The following is a 17763-nucleotide window of genomic DNA, read 5'->3' as shown; positions in this document are numbered from 1 at the left end:
GCACCGGCGGCGAGGGCGGGACCGCCGGCGGCGCCACGAGCCCGTCGCCGACCGGCGGCGGGACGCCGACCGGCGGGGCGACCTCCGGCTCGGCCAGTCCGCCGGCGGCGGGCTGGGACGGGTCGCTGCTGGGCGGACTGCTCGGAGCGCCGGCGTCCAAGCGCTGAGGACCTGCTGGGGTCGGTGCGGGACCAGGGAGGCAGCCGTGGCGGCCGGAGTGGCCGGAGTGGCCGGAGTGGCCGGAGTGGCCGGGGCGGCCGGGGCGGCCGCGGTGGCTCCGTCGAGGCCGGATCGAGCACCGGTAGGGGTTCCCTCGGGCTGGTCGAGGTTCGGTCGAACTGATATCGGGCCTGCGGGATGGCCGGTGACGGCGCCCCGGCGCCGCCGCGGAATTGCCCGAGCGGCGCGGCGAGCGTCGGCCGGGGTGGCGGGATCGGCGTGGCCGGAACGCGCGGGGATCGGTTGACATGAGCCGAACATCGGACGAAGCGGTTCAGTCGCCCGACGCGGGCGTTGTCACATTAAAAGCGGCCTCCTAGGATCCCGCTATGGGGACGGCCGACGGCGGATCCTGGGGGGAACAACGGGCGTGGTTCGCCCATGCCGCATGCCCGCGCGAGCCCGCCCTCCGGCCCGGGACCGGCGGTTTTACCGGGCGGACGCCCGAGGACGCGGCCGGGCCCCGACCCGGGAGTCGAGTCGGTGGCGGACTTGGAGACCGGCCTTGGGCCCTGTCGGGCGACCGACGCCCGGACCGATCGCGCGACCGTCTCGGAAACCGACTCGGAAACCGACTCGGAAACCGATCTCGGGACCGATTCGGCGACCGACGCTGGGTCCTGTCTGGCGACCGATCCCGGGGCCTCTCGGGCGACCGATCCCGGGACCGATCGGGCGACCGTCTCGTAAACCGTCTTGGAAACCGTCTCGGCGCCCAACTCCGCGCCCGACCCGGAAACCGACCGGGAGCCCGGCCCACAGCCCGCTTCGCGCCCCGCCCCGCGGCGGCGTCCGCGAAAGCTCGGACCGCTGCCGGGCCGGTCGAACCGCGGCCCCTGATCTGCGCGTTCGCACCAATGGCGAGCCCGCGAAGGCTCAGCGGGCCTCCCCGGCGTGCGCGGCGGCGCGCGCCCTCCCAGTGCCGGACCAAGCGGCCCGGATCCATGACCTCGGCCCGTCCCCGTGGCGGCGCCCGCGACGGTGGAGCCGGGTCGGCCGCCGGATCCGCCCATCGGCGCGGGGGAGAAGGAAGGCGGCCCCGCATGACCAAAGTCCTGCATGTCATCACCGGCCTGGCCTCGGGCGGCGCGGAGCGCCAGCTGGCCACGCTGCTGCCCCACCTGCCCGAGGACTGCGAGGTGGTGTGCCTGACCGAGGGCGGCCTGGTCGGCGAGCGGATCCGGGCCGAGGGATTCCGGGTCCACGACCTGCGGATGCCGTCCAACCGGGACGTGGCCAGCCTGATGGCCCTGGTCCGGCTGATCCGCGACGGCGGGTTCGACGTCGTGCACACCCACCTGTACCGGGCGCACCTGTACGGCCGGTTAGCGGCCCGGATGGCGGGCGTGCGGGCGATCGTGGCGACCGAGCACTCGCTGGGGCGGACCAAGATCGAGGGCAAGCCGAAGGACCTGCTGGGCGTCCGCGCCCTGTACCGGGCGTCGGAGCGGATGGGCCGGGTGACGATCGCGGTGTCGCAGACGGTCGCGGACTACCTGCGGGCCTGGCGGATCGACCGCGTCGAGGTGATCGAGAACGGCATCGACGCCCGGGAGTTCCGGTTCGACGCCGAGGCCCGGACGCTGGTGCGCAAGATGCTCGGCCTGGACGCCGAGGCGTTCGTGATCGGCGGCGTCGGCCGGCTGGACCCGGACAAGCACTTCGAGGTGCTGATCCAGGCCGTGAGCCGGATCGCCGGGGCGATCCTGCTGCTGGTGGGGGCCGGCCCGGACCGGGCCCGGTTGCAGCGGATGGCGGCCGACCTGCTCCCGGGGCGCGCGCATTTCGCGGGGGACGTCGGGGGCGGCGTGCTGGAGATCAGGGACCTGCTGTCGGCGATGGACGTGTTCGCCTCGCCCTCGCCGTCGGAGACGTTCGGGCTGGCCCCGCTGGAGGCCGTGGCCTGCGGGCTGCCCGCGGTCTACGCCGACTCCCCGGCACTGGACGGCCTGTCGGGGCTGGGCGCGCGGGCGGCGCGGGTGCCGTCCCGGCCGGACGCCTTCGCCCTGGCGATCCGCGACGCGGCACGCCTGCGGCCGGTGGACCGCTCGGCGCCGCCGGGGACCCTGGAGCGGTACGGGGTCGCGGAGCAGGCGGCGCATATCAGTGACTTGTATCGCGAAGTGCTGCTCGCGCAGTAGTGAGGCGGTTCATCATTGCGCCCGGCATGACGGGTGTCATGCCGGGTTCACGAGGTTTCACAATGGTCCGCGCGCCGCGGCCGGTGGTGTCATGGGTGGCGAACGCGGAACCAGTGGCCGAAACCGAAGGAAGTTCACACATGATGCGCGACGAACGGGGCCCGGACGGGGCGGTGGTCGAGTTCGAGAACGTCAGTAAGACGTTCCACTCGCCCAAGGGTCCGGTGCACGCGGTGAACGGGCTGACCCTGTCCATGGAGGCGGGCCAGACCATCGCCTTCCTGGGTCCGAACGGGGCCGGGAAGTCGACCTCGCTGAACATGCTGTTGGGCCTGAGCCGGCCCGACTCGGGGCGCGTGGCCCTGTTCGGTGGCAGCGCCGGGGATGCCATCAAGCACGGCAAGGTGGGCGGGATGCTCCAGTCGGGCGGCCTCATGGCCGAGGTCACGGTGCGCGAGCAGGTGACGCTGTGGGCGAAGCTGCACCCGCGGCCGATCCCGGTGTCCGAGGCGCTGAAGCGGGCCAACATCGCCGACCTGGCCGACCGTCGGGTGGACAAGCTCTCCGGGGGCCAGCAGCAGCGGGTGCAGTTCGCGATGGCGATCATCGGTGACAGTCCACTGATCGTCCTGGACGAGCCCACCACCGGGATGGACGTGGAGAACCGCCAGGCGTTCTGGGCGACCATGCGGGAGCGGGCGCTGGAGGGTAAGACCGTGCTGTTCGCCACGCACTACCTGGACGAGGCCGACCAGTTCGCCGAGCGGGTCATCGTCATCAACAAGGGGCGGCTGCTGGCGGACGGCTCCGCCGCCGAGATCAAGGCCAGCGCCGGGGCCAAGCGCCTGTCGTTCCGGCTGCCGGGGGTGGAGGACGCCGTGCTGTACCGGCTGCCGAACCTGGTGAACGTGGAGCGGCAGGGCGAGGTCGTGCGGCTCCAGACCTCGGACTCGGACGCCACCCTGTACGCGCTGCTGGACGCCGGCTACCGGCCGGCCGATCTGGAGATCCAGGCGCTGGGCCTGGAGCAGGCGTTCCTGGCCATCACCCAGGAGGACAACAACCACGCGGTGGAGGCGGGACGATGAGCGCGACCTGGACGCTGACCAAGCTGGACGTGCTGCGCGTCATCCGCAACACGCGGTACCTGATCTTCGCGATCGCGATGCCCTCAGTGCTCTACCTCGCGATCGGCAACAGCAACAAGCTGACCGGCGACGTGGAGTTCAAGGCCTACTACATGCTGGCGATGGCCACTTACGGGTCGTTCGCCGGGGCGCTGATGAACAACTCGATCCGGATCTCCACCGAGCGCAAGACCGGATGGACCCGCCAGCTGCGGCTGACGCCGCTGCCGGGCGGCGGCTACGTCTTCAGCAAGGTCGTGACCTCGCTGGTGACGACGATCCCGTCGGTGCTGGTGGTCTTCGCGCTCGGCGCCGGCCTGTTCGGGGTGCAGATGGACGCGTGGAAGTGGGTCGCCAACGCGGTGGTGCTGTGGCTGTCGTCGATGGTGTTCGTCTCGCTGGCGGTGGCGATCGGCTACCGCTTCGACCCGGAGACCGCGCAGCCGGCCGTGATGCTGGTCTTCTTCCCGATGGCGATCCTGGGCGGGCTGTGGTTCCCGCTGTCCGGCACCCTGGACAAGATCGGGCAGTTCTTCCCGACCTACCAGGCGCACAAGCTGGGCACCGACATCATCAGCGGCGGCACGGTGTCGATGGGCTCGATCGCGATCGTGCTGGGCTGGGGCGCGGTGTTCGCGGCGCTGGCGGTCGTCTCGTACCGGTCGGCCCGGGAGCAGTGACATGATCGAGTCGGCTCCCCCGGTCCTCGGCGGACCGGGGGGCCGACGGCGTTCCGCTGGGGAGGTGAGGGGTGTGCCGCGTCCGTACAGCAGCACGACGCCCGGGAGCATGGCAGGGCCCGATCTCGGGCTGAACGCCCCCCGGGTCGGCCAGCCGGGCCGCTACAAGTGGCTGTTCGCCGCGATCTGGCTGTTCTACCTGGTGGATCCGCTGGTGAAGGTGATCCACTCCGACCACGGCCTGCCGTGGAAGCTGCTGAACTACGCGGCGATCACCGTGTTCGTCCTCCTCTACGGCGCGCTGTCGTACTCCGCGTATCCGCGGTCCGGGGCGATCGGCACCCCGCACCGTGATCACCGGCTGACCCGGCCCGCACTGATCGGCATGGGCGCGATCGCCTTCGCGACCAGCCTGTGGATCAACTCGGACCTGGCCGGGATGTGGGTCTTCACCGGGACCGGCGCCGGCCTGTCCCTCCCGCTGGAGCGGCGCCAGGCGATGCGGGGCATGCTGGTCGTGGTCGGCCTGATGACGCTGTGCGTCGCGCTGGCCCCCGGCGCCTCCTACACCGACTGGCTGGAGCTGATCCTGCCGACGTTCTTCGCCGGCGCGTCGACCATCGGCATCCGGCAGCTGGCGCTGGTGATCGGCCAGCTGAACGAGGCCCGCGAGACCGTCGCCCGGCTGGCCGCCAACGAGGAGCGGCTGCGCCTGGCCCGGGACCTGCACGACCTGACCGGCCACTCGCTGTCGATGATCACGCTGAAGGCGCAGCTGGCCCAACGGCTGCTCCAGCGGGCCCGGACGGCCGGGCCGGCCGACCCCGATCCCCGCCTGGAGGCGGCGCTGACCGAGGTCGCCGAGATCGAGCACGTCTCCCGCGAGACCCTCACCGACATCCGCAAGGCGGTGAGCGGATACCGGCGCGCGACGCTCGCGGTGGAGCTGGCCTCGGCCTCCGCGGCGTTGGAGGCGGCCGAGATCAAGCTGCTCGCCGATCCGTCGGTGGCGCAGGCCTCCGGCACCTTCGCGCCGGAGGCCGAGGCGGCGCTGGCGTGGAGCCTGCGCGAAGCGGTGACCAACGCGATCCGGCACAGCGGCGCGACCACGGTGACCGTGCGGATCGACCGGACCGACGGCGAGGTGGTGCTGAGCGTCCGCAACAATGGCCGCGGACTGGCGGCCGCGGTGCACGAGGCGGACGACTTCGGCGGCAACGGCCTGACCGGGCTGCGCGAGCGGCTCGACGCGGTTGGCGGACGCCTCGTGGTCGGCGGGCCGGACGGCGACTTCCGGTTGGTCGCGGCGGCGCCGGAGACGGCGGCGGTACTGGAACAGCCGGCGCCGGGGACGGTGGCGGAGGCGGCGGCGGTACCGGAACAGCCGGCGCCGCGGCAGTTGTCGAAGCCGCCAGCATCGCAGAAGTCTTCCGAACTGTGCGCGCTCGGGCAGCCCGACTCGCCCGCGCCGCGCCCCGAAAACCCTTCTCCGCGCCCGGATCTCCCCGTGCCCGAAGCGGAGCCGGGCCTTGTCGATCGACGATAGGTTGGCCCCCATGACCGACCAGCCCGTCGTGCGCCTGCTGCTCGCCGAGGACCAGGCCATGGTGCGCGGCGCCCTGGCCACGCTGCTCAACCTTGAGGACGACCTGGAAGTGGTCGCCGAGGTCGGTCGCGGGGACGAGGTGGTGGCCGCGGCCCGCGCCGCCGGGGTGCAGGTCGCGCTGCTCGACATCGAGATGCCGGGGATGACCGGGCTGGACGCGGCCGACGCGCTGCACCGGGTGCTGCCGGAGGTCAAGATCGTCATCCTCACCACCTTCGGGCGGCCCGGTTTCCTGCGGCGGGCCATGGCGTCCGGGGCGTCGGCCTTCCTGGTCAAGGACGCGCCGGTGGCCGAGCTGGTCGCCGCGATCCGCAAGGTGCTGAACGGCGAGCGGGTCATCGACCCGGACCTGGCCGCCGCCGCGCTGGCCGCCGGCGAGAACCCGCTGACGCCGCGCGAGCGCGACGTGCTGTCCGCCTCCGCCGACGGCGCGACCATCGCCGACATCGCCAAGCGCCTGCACCTGTCGGAGGGCACGGTCCGCAACTATCTGTCGGCCTGCATCCAGAAGACCACCGCCCGGAACCGCACGGAGGCGGTCCAGGCGGCGCAGCAGCGCGGGTGGCTGTGACGGCCCGGCGGAATCCGATGGACCGCGGATCCGCCGGGCCGGCCGGAGCAGCCCGAACAGTCTGAACAGCCGGAACAGTCTGAACAGCCGGAACAGCCGGAGCAACCCGAACAGCCGGAGCAGCCCGAACAGCCGGAGCAGCCGGATCGCGCTAGCTCAGAACGGACAGCAGCGTCGCTGCCAGCGCGTCGTCCAGCCCGATGTGCTTGATCTGGTCCTGCGTCAGCAGCTTCGGCAGGGCCTGGGCCGGGTTCCGCACCTCGATCCGGAAGTGGTCGACCGGGTCCAGGACGTTCAGCGCCCCGAAGGGTGCGCCTAGGTTGGCCGGCTTCCCGGTGGCCGTGGTGCCCGGATCCGGGCTCGGACTCCCCTGGTTCGGGCTCCCGGGGGTCGGGTTCGTGGGCAGCGCGATGTACGACCAGTCCACGGTGTGGCCGCGCAGCAGCGCGTGTCCCGTGGCGCAGTCCTGATACGGGCAGGCGGACGTCTTGGCGTCGTCCGGCAGGATCTCCAGCATGAGGCCGACCGACGCGCCGGTGGGATCGGCCACCTGGATCTCGATCTCTGCTTTGGGCCCCAGATGGGAACCGTGCGCGCTCTTGACGGTGTATCCCGAAGGCAGCAGCTCCGCCACCCGCTGGGCCACCTGGTCCACGGCCGCTGCGGGGAGCGAGGTGGCGGGCCCTTCCTGCTCGGGCCCGACCGCGCCGGTGCCCGGCTTCACCGCGCCCGTGCCGGCGCTGGTGCCCGCGGTCCCTGTCGGCGACGTCGGCGACGCCGCGGCCTTCCCCGCCGCCGCGTTCACCCCCGCGCCGTCGGCCGTCCGGCTCCCGGTGCCGAACAGCAGCGCCGCGCCGACCACCCCGGTTACGGCGACCGCGGTCCCGCCGGCCGTCAGTACATTGCGATACGTCCGCTTGCGCCGTCCCATCGCCCGCGCGCGGTGGTGCAGATCCGGCACCGCCGGCACGGTCTCCGGCGCCGCCGCGGCGAGCATTTTGCCGATGTCGTCCTCGTGCATCACTGGCCTCCTCAACCCGTCACGAGTTCCCGCACCTGGTCCCCGAGGACCGTGCGCAGTTGGTGGAGACCACGGTGGGTGTGCGACTTGACCGAGCCGGCGGTGATGCCGAGCGCCTCGGCGGTCTCGGGGATGCTGCGGTCCTCCCAGAACCGCAGCACCAGGACCGCCCGGTACCGGGGCGGCACCTGCGCCAGGGCCGCCAGCAGCGTCATCCGGACCTCGCCGTTGTCGGCCCGGTCGGCGACCTCCGGCACCGCCGCGCTGAGGATCTCCCGCTTGCGCCGCCGCCGGTAGGTGTCGATGTAGGTGCGGAACAGGATCCGGTGCACATACGGATCGACGTTGTCGACCCGCTGGATCCGCCCCCACGCCATGTACACCTTGGCCAGCACGTTCTGTGTCAGGTCCTCGGCCAGATGCCAGTCCCCGCACAACAGATACGCCGTGCGTAACAGCCGCTGCTGTCGTGCGAGTACGAACTCGTCGAACTCGCGTTCCTGTGCTTTCCGCATCCGCCGCTCCCCTCCGTGGTCACCCCACTGACGAAGCGGCGGACGCCGAAGGTTGCGTCAGATGTGCACCGTCATCGGCTGCTCGCCCGCGAACGCCGCCGCGTCCGGCTTCGGCGTGTTCATCAGGACTCCGACCACGACCGCGCCGACCACCAGGATCAGCGCCGCGACCCCCGACGCCTGCGCGAACCCGTGCACCACGGCGTCGTCGGCGAGGGTGGGGGAGGGCCGGTGCGACTTCAGGTACGACGTGGTCGCGCTGGAGGCCACCGTGTTCGCCAGCGCCGTGCCGACCGAGGCCAGCACCTGCTGCGAGGTGTTCACCGTCGCCGAGGCCACGCCGGAGTCCTCCGGCCGCACGCCGTGCGTGGCGTAGTTCATCGCCGGCGCCATCACGAAGCCCAGGCCGAGGCCCACCAGGATCTGGACCGGCAGCACCCCCAGGACGTAGGACGTGTCGGCCTTCACCGTCATCATCAGGCCCAGCCCCACGGCGGCCAGCAGCATGCCCGGCACGATCAGCAGCCGGGGCGCCACCTTCGGCACCAGCCGGCCGCCGAGCACCACCGCCGAGACCATGATCGCTGCGGTCATCGGCAGGAACGCGACTCCGGTGACGATCGCCGAGTAGCCCTTCACGTCCTGCATGTAGTACGTCAGGAAGAGAAAGAGCGCGAACATGCCGATCGCCGCGATGCCGACGGCCGCGTACGCGCCGCCCCGGGCCCGGGACAGCAGCACCCGCAAGGGCAGCAGCGGCGCGGCGACCCGCGCCTCCACGGCCACGAACGCCACCAGCAGCACCGTGCCGGCGACCAGGCACGCCACCACGGTGCCCGAGCCCCAGCCCTTGGTCGCCGCCTCGCCGAGGCCGTAGACCAACGCCACCAGACCGGCGACCACCAGGACCACGCCCGGGATGTCGAACCTGGTGCGGCCCTCGGCGCGCGACTCGCGGATGTCCCGCATCCCGCCGACCACCGCGACCAGCGCGATCGGGATGTTGACGTACAGGCACCAGCGCCAGTTCAGGTACTCGGTCAGGAACCCGCCGAGCAGCAGCCCGACGGCGCTGCCGCCGCCGGCGATCCCGCCGAAGATGCCGAACGCCTTGGCCCGCTCGGCCGGCTCCACGAACGTGGTGGCCAGCAGCGACAGCGTCGCCGGGGCCAGCAGCGCGCCGAACGCGCCCTGGAGGCAGCGCGCGATCAGCAGCACCGTGAAGTCCGGCGCCACGCCGCCGACGGCCGAGGCGACGGCGAAGCCGACCAGGCCGATCAGCAGCGCGCGCTTGCGGCCGGTGTAGTCCGCGATCCGGCCGCCGAGCAGCAGCAGCGAGCCGAAGGCCAGGCTGTAGCCGGTGATCAGCCACTGCCGGCTGCCGTCGGAGAAGGTCAGGTCGCGCTGGGCCGAAGGCAGCGCGATGTTCATAATCGTGCCGTCCAGGACGACCATGAGCTGGGCCAAAGCGATGAAGACAAGAGCCTTCCACCGCCTCGGGTCCTTGTCGGAGTGCAGAACGTCGGAATTCAGAACGTCGGAGTTCAGAACGTCGGAGTGCAGCACGGCGGCGTCGGCGCCGGCCGCGGTCCGGAGGGTGTCGGTCACCGGGATCCCCCACTGTTAAACGGAGCTTTTTCGTCCGCTACGGTACCAGGTAAGCGGAGGATTTTCGTCCACTAACGTTCGGGCACTACGCTGCGCGCCATGCGAGCCGATGCTGAGGACAACCGCCGCGCGCTGCTGGACGCCGCGCGCGAGGTCTTCGTCGAGGAGGGCACGTCCGTCGCGCTCGACAAGATCGCCAAGCGGGCCGGGGTCGGCATCGGGACCCTGTACCGCCGGTTCCCGGACCGGGACGCGCTGCTGCGCGGCGTCCTGGTCGACTTGTTCGAGAGCATGACGGCCGCCGCGCGCGCCGCCGAGGAGCCCGGGGGAGCACGGCCCGGCTGGGAACGCCTGGTGCGCGCCGTCGCCGGCCTCGGCATCGGCCCGGCGCTGCCGATCATCTTCCGGGAGCGGCTGGACCTGATCGACGATCCCGGAGTCTCCGCCTCGATGCAGGAGGCCATCGCGGCTGTCGAAGGCGTCTACGAGCGCGCGCAGGCCGCCGGCGAGCTGCGCGGCGACGTGAGCTTCCTGGAGATCCAGATGCTGGCCGGGATGCTCTCCATGAGCCGCCCCACCTATCCGCCGACGGTCGACCCGGACCTCATCACCGACCGGTTGGTGCACCTGCTGTTGGACGGCCTGCGGGCCTCGCCCGGCACCACGAAGCTGCCGGGCGAGCCGATCGTGTTCAGCCCCCTGGACCCCGACGACCGGGCCGCCGTGGAGCGTGCGATCGTCGAGGAGAACGAGCGGATCAAGAAGCTGAAAGGGTGAACTCCGGTCGGGTCCGGCTCAGAGCGCGAACACGTCGCCGGTCTGCTTGGCCAGCGCGCCGCCGTTATGGAAGTCGTGCGCGTACTCGATCTTGACGCCCTTCCACGTGCCGTGCGCCTCGACGTGGACCTGCGCCACCAACGCCGGCGCCATCCAGGCCGGATGCACGTTCAGCTTGGTGAGGTCGCCGTTCACCGCGTTCAGCTGCTCGCAGGCGGCGGTCGGGTCCTTCATATTGCCGACGCCGTGGATCGTCGCCGCGCCGTTGCCGAAGGTGTTGGAGGAGCAGAGCAGCAACGCCGTGCTGGTCTTGCCGTCCTTGGTCTCGACCCGCTTCAGGTGGAAGCCGCCGAGCACGTGGAACGAGACGCTCCCGGGAGCCGGGACGGAGGCCCGCGCACCGGCGGCTCCCGAAGCGAGTACGGCCCCGGACAGGAGCACAGGGCAGGCGGCGGCCGCGAGTCGGCGCATCATCGATCCCTTCGTCGTCACCGCCGGCCGCCCTTCGGCCGACGGGGGTCTCAGCTCCCCCGACAGCTCCCCCGAACAGCCCCCCGAACAGCCCCCACAACGGCCGACGGCCCGCCGGAGAGGACTCCGGCGGGCCGTCGGGAAAGCATCGGCTCAGATCACCCTTCGGGTGATCAGCGCCCGCTTGACCTCGGCGATGGCCTGCGTGATCTGGATCCCGCGCGGGCACGCCTCGGTGCAGTTGAACGTGGTCCGGCAGCGCCACACGCCCTCGCGGTCGTTGAGGATCTCCAGGCGCTCGTTGGCCGCGTCGTCGCGCGAGTCGAAGATGAACCGGTGCGCGTTGACGATCGCCGCCGGGCCGAAGTACTGCCCGTCGGTCCAGAACACCGGGCACGACGTGGTGCACGCCGCGCACAGGATGCACTTGGTGGTGTCGTCGAAGCGGTCGCGGTCCTTCTGCGACTGGATGCGCTCGCGCGTGGGCTCGTTGCCGTGCGCGATCAGGAACGGCTTGACGTCGCGGTAGGCCTGGAAGAACGGATCCATGTCGACCACGAGGTCCTTGAGCACCGGCAGGCCCTGGATCGGCTCGACGGTGATCGGCTTGGTCGGGTTCAGATCCTTCACCAGGGCCTTGCACGCCAGCCGGTTCTTGCCGTTGATGCGCATCGCGTCGGAGCCGCACACGCCGTGCGCGCAGGAGCGGCGGAAGGTCAGCGAGCCGTCCTGCTCCCACTTGATGGCGTGCAGCGAGTCCAGGATGCGCGCCGTCGGGTCGGCGGTGACCTGGTAGTCGACCCAGTGCGGCTCGGCGTCGAGCTCGGGGTTGTAGCGCTTGATCCGGACCGTGATGGTCATCAGCTCCACGCCGGCCTTGCCCGAGGCCGACGTCGCCACCTTGTCTTGCACTGTCGCGGTGCTCATCAGTACTTACGCTCCGTCGGCTGGTAGCGGGTGACGATGACGGGCTTGTAGTCCAGGCGGATCTTGTAGCCGCCGTCCCCGTCCTTCTCCCGGTAGGCCATGGTGTGCTTCTGCCAGTTCACGTCGTCCCGCGTCGGGTAGTCCTCGCGGGCCTGGGCGCCGCGGGACTCGGTCCGGTTGCGGGCGCCGATCACCAGGATCTCGGCCAGGTCGAGCAGGAAGCCCAGCTCCACGGCCTCCAGCAGGTCGGTGTTGAACCGCTTGCCCTTGTCCTGGACCGCGACGTCGCGGTAGCGGCGCTGGAGCTCCTTGACGTCCTTCTCGGCCTGCGCCAGCGTCTCGTCGTTGCGGTACACGCCGGCGTTCTGGTCCATCGTGGTCTGGAGCTCGGCGCGCAGCGCCGCGACCCGCTCGTGGCCGGTGGAGGTGCGCAGGCCCTCGACCATCGAGACCACGGCCTGCTCCGGCTCGCCGGGCAGCGGCTGGAGCTCGGCCTGCTCGGTGTACTCGGCGGCGTTGATGCCGGCGCGGCGGCCGAAGACGTTGATGTCCAGCAGAGAGTTGGTGCCCAGGCGGTTGGAGCCGTGCACCGACACGCAGGCCACCTCGCCGGCCGCGTACAGGCCCTTGACGACGGTGTCGTTGTCGGCCAGCACCTCGCCGGCGATGTTGGTCGGCACGCCGCCCATCGCGTAGTGCGCCGTCGGGTACACCGGGACCAGCTCCGTGGTCGGCTCCACGCCGAGGTAGGTGCGGGCGAACTCGGTGATGTCCGGCAGCTTCTCCTCGATCTGCTCGGCCGGCAGGTGCGTCAGGTCCAGGTAGACGTAGTCCTTGTTGGGACCGGCGCCGCGGCCGTCGCGGACCTCCAGCACCATGGAGCGGGCGACGATATCGCGCGGCGCCAGGTCCTTGATGGTCGGGGCGTAGCGCTCCATGAACCGCTCGCCGTCGGCGTTGCGCAGGATGCCGCCCTCGCCGCGGGCGCCCTCGGTGAGCAGGATGCCCAGGCCAGCCAGGCCGGTCGGGTGGAACTGGTAGAACTCCATGTCCTCCAGCGGCAGCCCGCGGCGCCACACGATGCCCATGCCGTCGCCGGTCAGGGTGTGGGCGTTGGAGGTGGTCTTGAAGACCTTGCCGAACCCGCCGGTGGCCAGGATGACGGCCTTGCCGCGGAAGATGTGGATCTCGCCGGTGGCCAGCTCCAGGGCCACCACGCCGGCCGCGTGCTGGGTGCCGTCGGCGTCGGTGTGTAGCAGCAGGTCCAGGACGTAGAACTCGTTGTAGAACTCGACGTCCTGCTTGACGCAGTTCTGGTACAGCGTCTGCAGGATCATGTGGCCGGTGCGGTCCGCGGCGTAGCACGAGCGGTGCACCGGGGCCTTGCCGTGCTCCTTGGTGTGCCCGCCGAAGCGGCGCTGGTCGATCTTGCCCTCGGGGGTCCGGGAGAAGGGCAGGCCCATCTTCTCCAGGTCCAGGACGGCGTCGATCGCCTCCTTGCACATGATCTCGGCGGCGTCCTGGTCGACCAGGTAGTCACCGCCCTTGACCGTGTCGTAGGTGTGCCACTCCCAGTTGTCGTCCTCGACGTTGGCCAGCGCGGCGCACATGCCGCCCTGCGCCGCGCCGGTGTGGGAGCGGGTCGGGTAGAGCTTGGTCAGCACGGCCGTCCGGCTGCGCTTGGAGGCCTCCAGGGCCGCGCGCATGCCCGCGCCGCCGGCGCCGACGATGATGGTGTCGTAAGTGTGGATCTGGGGTGCCATGCGTGCGCCTAGCCCTTGATGTTCGGATCGAACGTGAAGATGACCAGGGTGCCGAGGAAGACCGTCAGCACGGCCGCCGTGAACAGCAGCCCCTTGAGGATCGCGCGGGTGCGGTCCTTGTCGGCGTAGTCGTTGATGACCGTGCGCATGCCGTTGGTGCCGTGCAGCATGGCGAGCCAGAGCTGCAGCAGGTCCCAGAACTGCCACCACGGGGAGGCCCAGCGGCCGGCCACGAAGGCGAAGCCGATCTTCTCCACCCCGCCGTCGGTCACCATCATGATGAACAGGTGGCCCAGGACCAGGAAGACCAGCAGGACCCCGGAGGCCCGCATGAACAGCCAGGAGTAGAGCTCGAAGTTGCCCCGGGTGACCTGGCCCGGACCCTTGCGGGTGCGGATGCGCCGGGACCGCCCCGGATTGCCGGTGCGCGGCGGCTCGAGTGCGACGTGCTGGGACATTTACCGGATCACCACCCGAACCACTCGTGGAAGGTGTGCTGCATCATCGGCTCCAGGAAGCCGATCATCAGCACCGCCCAGACGCCGACGACCACCCAGAGCAGCTGGCGCTGGTACTTCGGGCCCTTGCTCCAGAAGTCGACGGCGATCAGGCGCAGGCCGTTGAAGGCGTGGAACATCACCGCGCCGACCAGACCGACCTCCAGGAGGTTGACGATCGGGTTCTTGTACGTGCCGATGACCTGGTCGTAGGTATGCGGACTGACGCGGACCAGGGCCGTGTCGAGCACGTGTGCGAACAGGAAGAAGAACACGAGGACGCCGGTGACGCGCTGCGCGACCCAGCTCCACATGCCTTCCCGGCCGCGGTAGAGGGTGCCCTTGGCGCCCTTTGCTCCGCTTGCCATGCCCAGCCTCTCAAGAGAAGTAGCTGACGAGACGGCTGCCGATACTGCGCACGGTCTTGACATGCGGACAGAATTCGGTGCCAGCGGTCATGCTAACGATCATCAAGTGGACAAAACGGACTCGCAAGCCGAGTGTGACCAACTCCTCAGGGCGCCGGCGCCGAACGAGTGGCATTAGGCCAAGTGAGGGATTTGCCAACGATTCCGTTCACTTAAATTCGCCGGTCAGCGCGGTGCGCCCGGAGGCTCGCCGCTGTCCGGCCGGCGGGCGCGCGCCGGGAGCGCGATGGCTATTGCGGAAAGTAGAACGCGTTACTACCGTGCCTCTCGATCCGTAGCTGACGTACCGTCAGAACCCACGGCCGGGAGGCGCCCGCATGTCTGTCTCGACCCAGCCCGCGATCCCGGTGGACCGGGACTTCACCGATCCGGACCTCTACGAGGAGCGGATGCCGTTCGAGGAGTTCGCCGAGCTGCGCCGCACCGCGCGGCTGTGGTGGTGCGCCACGCCCGACTCGCGGCAGCCGTTCGGCGACGACGGGTACTGGGTGGCCTCGCGGCACGCCGACGTGAAGTACGTCTCGACGCACCCGGAGCTGTTCGGCTCGTCCCCGAACACCGCGCTGGTGCGCTACGGGCCGCAGGTGACGCGGGCCGACCTGGACATGCAGAAGGTCATCATGCTGAACGCCGACGCCCCGGACCACACCAAGATGCGGAACATCGTCCAGCGCGGGTTCACGCCGCGCTCGATCAACGCCCTGGAGTCGGTGCTGAAGGAGCGGACCCGGCGCATCGTGCGCGAGGCCGTGGACAAGGGCAGCGGCGACTTCGTTACCGACCTGGCCGGCGAGCTGCCGCTGCAGGCCATCGCCGACCTGATCGGCGTGCCGCAGGAGGACCGCTGGAAGCTGTTCACCTGGTCCAACACCATGACCGGCTACGACGACCCGGACCTGAACGTCAGCGAGGAGGACGGCCGCAACGCCTCCATCGAGCTGCTGATGTACGCGATGGGCCTGGCCGCGCAGCGCCGCGAGCACCCCGAGGACGACATCGTCACGAAGCTGATCGAGGCCGACCGCGGCGACGGCTTCGGGAAGCTGAACGACGACGAGTTCGGCTTCTTCGTGCTGATGCTGGTCGTGGCCGGCAACGAGACCACCCGCAACGCCATCACCCACGGCATGCGCGCCTTCTTCGACAACCCGGCCCAGTGGGAGCTCTACAAGGCCGCGCGCCCCAAGACCGCCGCCGACGAGATCGTCCGCTGGGCCACCCCGATCATCTCCTTCCAGCGCACCGCCGTCTCCGACACCGCCGTCGGCGACGTCGAGGTCAAGGCCGGCCAGCGCGTGGTGATGCTCTACTCCTCGGCCAACTACGACGAGACCGTGATTCCCGAACCCCACACCTTCGACATCGCCCGCGACCCCAACCCCCACCTCGGCTTCGGCGGCGGCGGCCCGCACTACTGCCTGGGCGCGAACCTGGCGAAGATGGAGATCAACCTGATGTTCGACACCCTCGCCGAACTCGCGCCCGGACTGGCCCCGGACGGCGATCTGCGCCGCCTGCGCTCGGCGTGGATCAACGGGATCAAGGCGCTCCCGGTCCGGTATCGGTAGGGCGGAAGCACTGGGGCTCATAGGGGTCCGAATCCCCCGCCGCGCGCCGTAACCTAAAGGCAGTCCAAACTGATCACGCGGAGTGACGCACGCCTCAACCCAGCCCGTTGGTGGCTTCAAGGTGGACGGAATACCCTGCGGAAAGAGGCCGCGTACACCCCTCTGCCGCGAGCCCGTAGCCTTTAAGGAGCCCGAAGGTGTCATCGCTGAGCGAGTCCGGTCTGCCGATCGAGGCCGTGTACGGTCCGTCCGCGCTCGCCGGGTGGGAGCCGGCCGGCAAGCTCGGTGAGCCCGGGGCTTATCCCTTCACGCGCGGGGTGTACCCGACGATGTACACCGGCAAGCCGTGGACCATGCGGCAGTACGCCGGGTTCGGCACCGCGGCCGAGTCCAACCGGCGCTACCACCAGCTGATCACCGCCGGGACGATGGGCCTGTCGGTGGCCTTCGACCTGCCGACGCAGATGGGGTACGACTCCGACGAGGCGATCGCCGGCGGCGAGGTCGGCAAGGTCGGGGTCGCCATCGACTCGGTGGAGGACATGCGGGTGCTGTTCGACGGCATCCCGCTGGGCGAGGTGTCGACGTCGATGACGATCAACGCCCCCGGCGCGGTGCTGCTGCTCATGTACCAGCTGGTCGGCGAGGAGCAGGGGGTGCCCAGCGGCAAGCTGACCGGCACCATCCAGAACGACATCCTGAAGGAGTACATCGCGCGCGGGACGTACATCTTCCCGCCGAAGCCGTCGCTGCGGCTGGTGTCGAACGTCTTCCAGTACTGCCACCGCGAGATCCCCAAGTGGAACACCATCTCCATCAGCGGCTACCACATGGCCGAGGCCGGGGCCACGCCCGCGCAGGAGATCGCCTTCACCCTCGCCAACGGCATCGAGTACGTCCGCGCCGCCGTCGCCTCCGGTCTGGACGTCGACGACTTCGCCCCGCGCCTGTCCTTCTTCTTCGTGGCCCGCACCACCCTGCTGGAGGAGGTCGCGAAGTTCCGCGCCGCCCGCCGGATCTGGGCCCGCGTCATGCGCGACGAGTTCGGCGCCAAGAACCCCAAGTCGATGATGCTGCGCTTCCACACCCAGACCGCCGGCGTCCAGCTCACCGCGCAGCAGCCCGAGGTGAACCTGGTCCGCGTCGCCCTCCAGGGCCTGGGCGCGGTGCTCGGCGGCACCCAGTCGCTGCACACCAACTCCTTCGACGAGGCCATCGCCCTGCCCACCGAGAAGGCGGCCCGCCTGGCGCTGCGCACCCAGCAGGTCATCGCCTACGAGTCCGACGTCACCAAGACCGTCGACCCGTTCGCCGGCTCCTACGCCATCGAGGCCATGACCGACGAGGTCGAGACCGCGGTCCTGGAGCTGATGGCCCGGGTCGAGGACCTCGGCGGCGCCGTCGCGGGCATCGAGGCCGGCTTCCAGAAGCAGGAGATCGAGCGCTCCGCCTACCAGTTCTCCCAGGAGATCGACAGCGGCAAGCGCACCGTCGTCGGCGTCAACAAGTACACGATCGACGTCGAGGAGCCGTACGAGCCGCTGCGCGTCGACCCGGCGATCGAGGCCCAGCAGGCCGAGCGCCTCGCCAAACTGCGCGCCGAGCGCGACAACGTCGCGGTCACCAAGGCTTTGGACGAGATGAAGCGCGCCGCCGAGACCGCCGCGGAGAACGTGCTGTACCCGATGCGCGAGGCGCTCGCGGCCCGCGCCACCGGCGGCGAGGTCAGCCACGCGCTGCGTGAGGTGTGGGGCACCTACGTGCCGGCCGACGCCTTCTGAGCGCACGCCCCGGCGGTTCCGGCCCGCCGGCCCGCCGGCCCGCCGGCCCGGGACACCCGCCAC

16 protein-coding genes are annotated in these 17763 nt (G+C 70.7%); 8 read left to right on the top strand and 8 right to left on the bottom strand.

Annotated elements, in window-relative coordinates; all coding sequences use genetic code 11:
- Nucleotides 1-1262: 1262 nt before the first annotated feature.
- The 5 genes from ABD481_RS42690 (at nucleotide 1263) to ABD481_RS42670 (ending at nucleotide 6344) form a co-directional block, all read left to right on the top strand.
- Nucleotides 1263-2360 carry a glycosyltransferase gene (locus ABD481_RS42690; protein WP_344671635.1) on the top strand — a complete coding sequence of 366 codons (1098 nt, stop codon included), beginning with the start codon at nucleotides 1263-1265 and terminating at the stop codon, nucleotides 2358-2360.
- Nucleotides 2361-2500: 140 nt separating this feature from the next.
- A complete protein-coding gene (locus ABD481_RS42685) occupies nucleotides 2501-3448 on the top strand; it encodes an ABC transporter ATP-binding protein (RefSeq protein WP_344671634.1) in 948 nt (315 codons plus the stop codon).
- The gene (locus ABD481_RS42680; protein WP_344671633.1) at nucleotides 3445-4167 is read left to right on the top strand and encodes an ABC transporter permease; all 723 of its coding nucleotides are present in this window, start codon (nucleotides 3445-3447) and stop codon (nucleotides 4165-4167) included. The genes ABD481_RS42685 and ABD481_RS42680 overlap by 4 nt, the downstream gene beginning before the upstream one ends.
- A 109-nt stretch (nucleotides 4168-4276) precedes the next feature.
- A complete protein-coding gene (locus ABD481_RS42675; RefSeq protein ID WP_344671632.1) occupies nucleotides 4277-5713 on the top strand; it encodes a sensor histidine kinase in 1437 nt (478 codons plus the stop codon).
- Between the two features lie 10 nt (nucleotides 5714-5723).
- Nucleotides 5724-6344, top strand: a complete 621-nt coding sequence (locus ABD481_RS42670; RefSeq protein WP_344671631.1) for a response regulator — start codon at nucleotides 5724-5726, stop codon at nucleotides 6342-6344.
- A gap of 151 nt (nucleotides 6345-6495) precedes the next feature.
- On the opposite strand, the gene ABD481_RS42665 is transcribed toward ABD481_RS42670, so the two are convergent.
- The 3 genes from ABD481_RS42665 to ABD481_RS42655 are packed head-to-tail and all read right to left on the bottom strand — an operon-like array spanning nucleotide 6496 to nucleotide 9488.
- The gene (locus tag ABD481_RS42665) at nucleotides 6496-7365 is read right to left on the bottom strand and encodes a hypothetical protein (RefSeq protein WP_344671630.1); all 870 of its coding nucleotides are present in this window, start codon (nucleotides 7363-7365) and stop codon (nucleotides 6496-6498) included.
- An 11-nt stretch (nucleotides 7366-7376) separates the two neighbouring features.
- Complete coding sequence (locus ABD481_RS42660; protein WP_344671629.1) at nucleotides 7377-7880, bottom strand: SigE family RNA polymerase sigma factor; 504 nt, start codon at nucleotides 7878-7880, stop codon at nucleotides 7377-7379.
- 57 nt (nucleotides 7881-7937) lie between these two features.
- Entirely contained in the window at nucleotides 7938-9488 is a 1551-nt protein-coding gene (locus ABD481_RS42655; protein ID WP_425559411.1) for an MFS transporter, read from the bottom strand.
- A gap of 99 nt (nucleotides 9489-9587) precedes the next feature.
- On the opposite strand from ABD481_RS42655, the gene ABD481_RS42650 reads away from it, so the two are divergent.
- Nucleotides 9588-10265 (top strand): TetR family transcriptional regulator, encoded by a 678-nt coding sequence (locus ABD481_RS42650; RefSeq protein ID WP_344671628.1) that lies wholly within the window; start codon nucleotides 9588-9590, stop codon nucleotides 10263-10265.
- A gap of 18 nt (nucleotides 10266-10283) precedes the next feature.
- On the opposite strand, the gene ABD481_RS42645 is transcribed toward ABD481_RS42650, so the two are convergent.
- From ABD481_RS42645 to sdhC, 5 genes are all read right to left on the bottom strand, one after another.
- The gene (locus ABD481_RS42645) at nucleotides 10284-10757 is read right to left on the bottom strand and encodes an SSI family serine proteinase inhibitor (RefSeq protein WP_344671627.1); all 474 of its coding nucleotides are present in this window, start codon (nucleotides 10755-10757) and stop codon (nucleotides 10284-10286) included.
- Nucleotides 10758-10889: 132 nt separating this feature from the next.
- Entirely contained in the window at nucleotides 10890-11663 is a 774-nt protein-coding gene (locus tag ABD481_RS42640; RefSeq protein ID WP_344671626.1) for a succinate dehydrogenase iron-sulfur subunit, read from the bottom strand.
- Entirely contained in the window at nucleotides 11663-13426 is a 1764-nt protein-coding gene (gene sdhA, locus ABD481_RS42635; RefSeq protein ID WP_344671625.1) for a succinate dehydrogenase flavoprotein subunit, read from the bottom strand. The genes ABD481_RS42640 and sdhA overlap by 1 nt, the downstream gene beginning before the upstream one ends.
- Nucleotides 13427-13434: 8 nt before the next feature.
- Nucleotides 13435-13884 carry a succinate dehydrogenase, hydrophobic membrane anchor protein gene (gene sdhD / locus ABD481_RS42630; RefSeq protein WP_344671624.1) on the bottom strand — a complete coding sequence of 150 codons (450 nt, stop codon included), beginning with the start codon at nucleotides 13882-13884 and terminating at the stop codon, nucleotides 13435-13437.
- 8 nt (nucleotides 13885-13892) lie between these two features.
- A complete protein-coding gene (sdhC, locus tag ABD481_RS42625; protein WP_344671623.1) occupies nucleotides 13893-14291 on the bottom strand; it encodes a succinate dehydrogenase, cytochrome b556 subunit in 399 nt (132 codons plus the stop codon).
- Between the two features lie 377 nt (nucleotides 14292-14668).
- Between sdhC and ABD481_RS42620 the strand changes: the two genes are divergently transcribed.
- Nucleotides 14669-15919 (top strand): cytochrome P450, encoded by a 1251-nt coding sequence (locus ABD481_RS42620; protein WP_344671622.1) that lies wholly within the window; start codon nucleotides 14669-14671, stop codon nucleotides 15917-15919.
- 197 nt (nucleotides 15920-16116) lie between these two features.
- Nucleotides 16117-17700: an acyl-CoA mutase large subunit family protein gene (locus ABD481_RS42615; RefSeq protein ID WP_344671621.1), complete on the top strand. Its 1584-nt coding sequence runs from the start codon at nucleotides 16117-16119 to the stop codon at nucleotides 17698-17700.
- The last annotated feature ends 63 nt before the right edge of the window (nucleotides 17701-17763 follow it).

The organism is Catenulispora yoronensis, from assembly GCF_039531695.1.
GTDB lineage: Bacteria > Actinomycetota > Actinomycetes > Streptomycetales > Catenulisporaceae > Catenulispora > Catenulispora yoronensis.
The sequence above is the reverse complement of the archived record's forward strand: the minus strand, read 5'-3'. Positions and strand labels throughout refer to the sequence as shown.

Excerpts from the sequence above, each read along its gene's own strand:
- ABD481_RS42690 (WP_344671635.1), top strand. The coding sequence starts at position 1,263 with ATGACCAAAGTCCTGCATGTCATCACCGGCCTGGCCTCGGGCGGCGCG.
- ABD481_RS42685 (WP_344671634.1), top strand. The coding sequence starts at position 2,501 with ATGATGCGCGACGAACGGGGCCCGGACGGGGCGGTGGTCGAGTTCGAG.
- ABD481_RS42680 (WP_344671633.1), top strand. The coding sequence starts at position 3,445 with ATGAGCGCGACCTGGACGCTGACCAAGCTGGACGTGCTGCGCGTCATC.
- ABD481_RS42675 (WP_344671632.1), top strand. The coding sequence starts at position 4,277 with ATGGCAGGGCCCGATCTCGGGCTGAACGCCCCCCGGGTCGGCCAGCCG.
- ABD481_RS42670 (WP_344671631.1), top strand. The coding sequence starts at position 5,724 with ATGACCGACCAGCCCGTCGTGCGCCTGCTGCTCGCCGAGGACCAGGCC.
- ABD481_RS42665 (WP_344671630.1), bottom strand. The coding sequence starts at position 7,365 with ATGCACGAGGACGACATCGGCAAAATGCTCGCCGCGGCGGCGCCGGAG.
- ABD481_RS42660 (WP_344671629.1), bottom strand. The coding sequence starts at position 7,880 with ATGCGGAAAGCACAGGAACGCGAGTTCGACGAGTTCGTACTCGCACGA.
- ABD481_RS42650 (WP_344671628.1), top strand. The coding sequence starts at position 9,588 with ATGCGAGCCGATGCTGAGGACAACCGCCGCGCGCTGCTGGACGCCGCG.
- ABD481_RS42640 (WP_344671626.1), bottom strand. The coding sequence starts at position 11,663 with ATGAGCACCGCGACAGTGCAAGACAAGGTGGCGACGTCGGCCTCGGGC.
- sdhA (WP_344671625.1), bottom strand. The coding sequence starts at position 13,426 with ATGGCACCCCAGATCCACACTTACGACACCATCATCGTCGGCGCCGGC.
- sdhD (WP_344671624.1), bottom strand. The coding sequence starts at position 13,884 with ATGTCCCAGCACGTCGCACTCGAGCCGCCGCGCACCGGCAATCCGGGG.
- sdhC (WP_344671623.1), bottom strand. The coding sequence starts at position 14,291 with ATGGCAAGCGGAGCAAAGGGCGCCAAGGGCACCCTCTACCGCGGCCGG.
- ABD481_RS42620 (WP_344671622.1), top strand. The coding sequence starts at position 14,669 with ATGTCTGTCTCGACCCAGCCCGCGATCCCGGTGGACCGGGACTTCACC.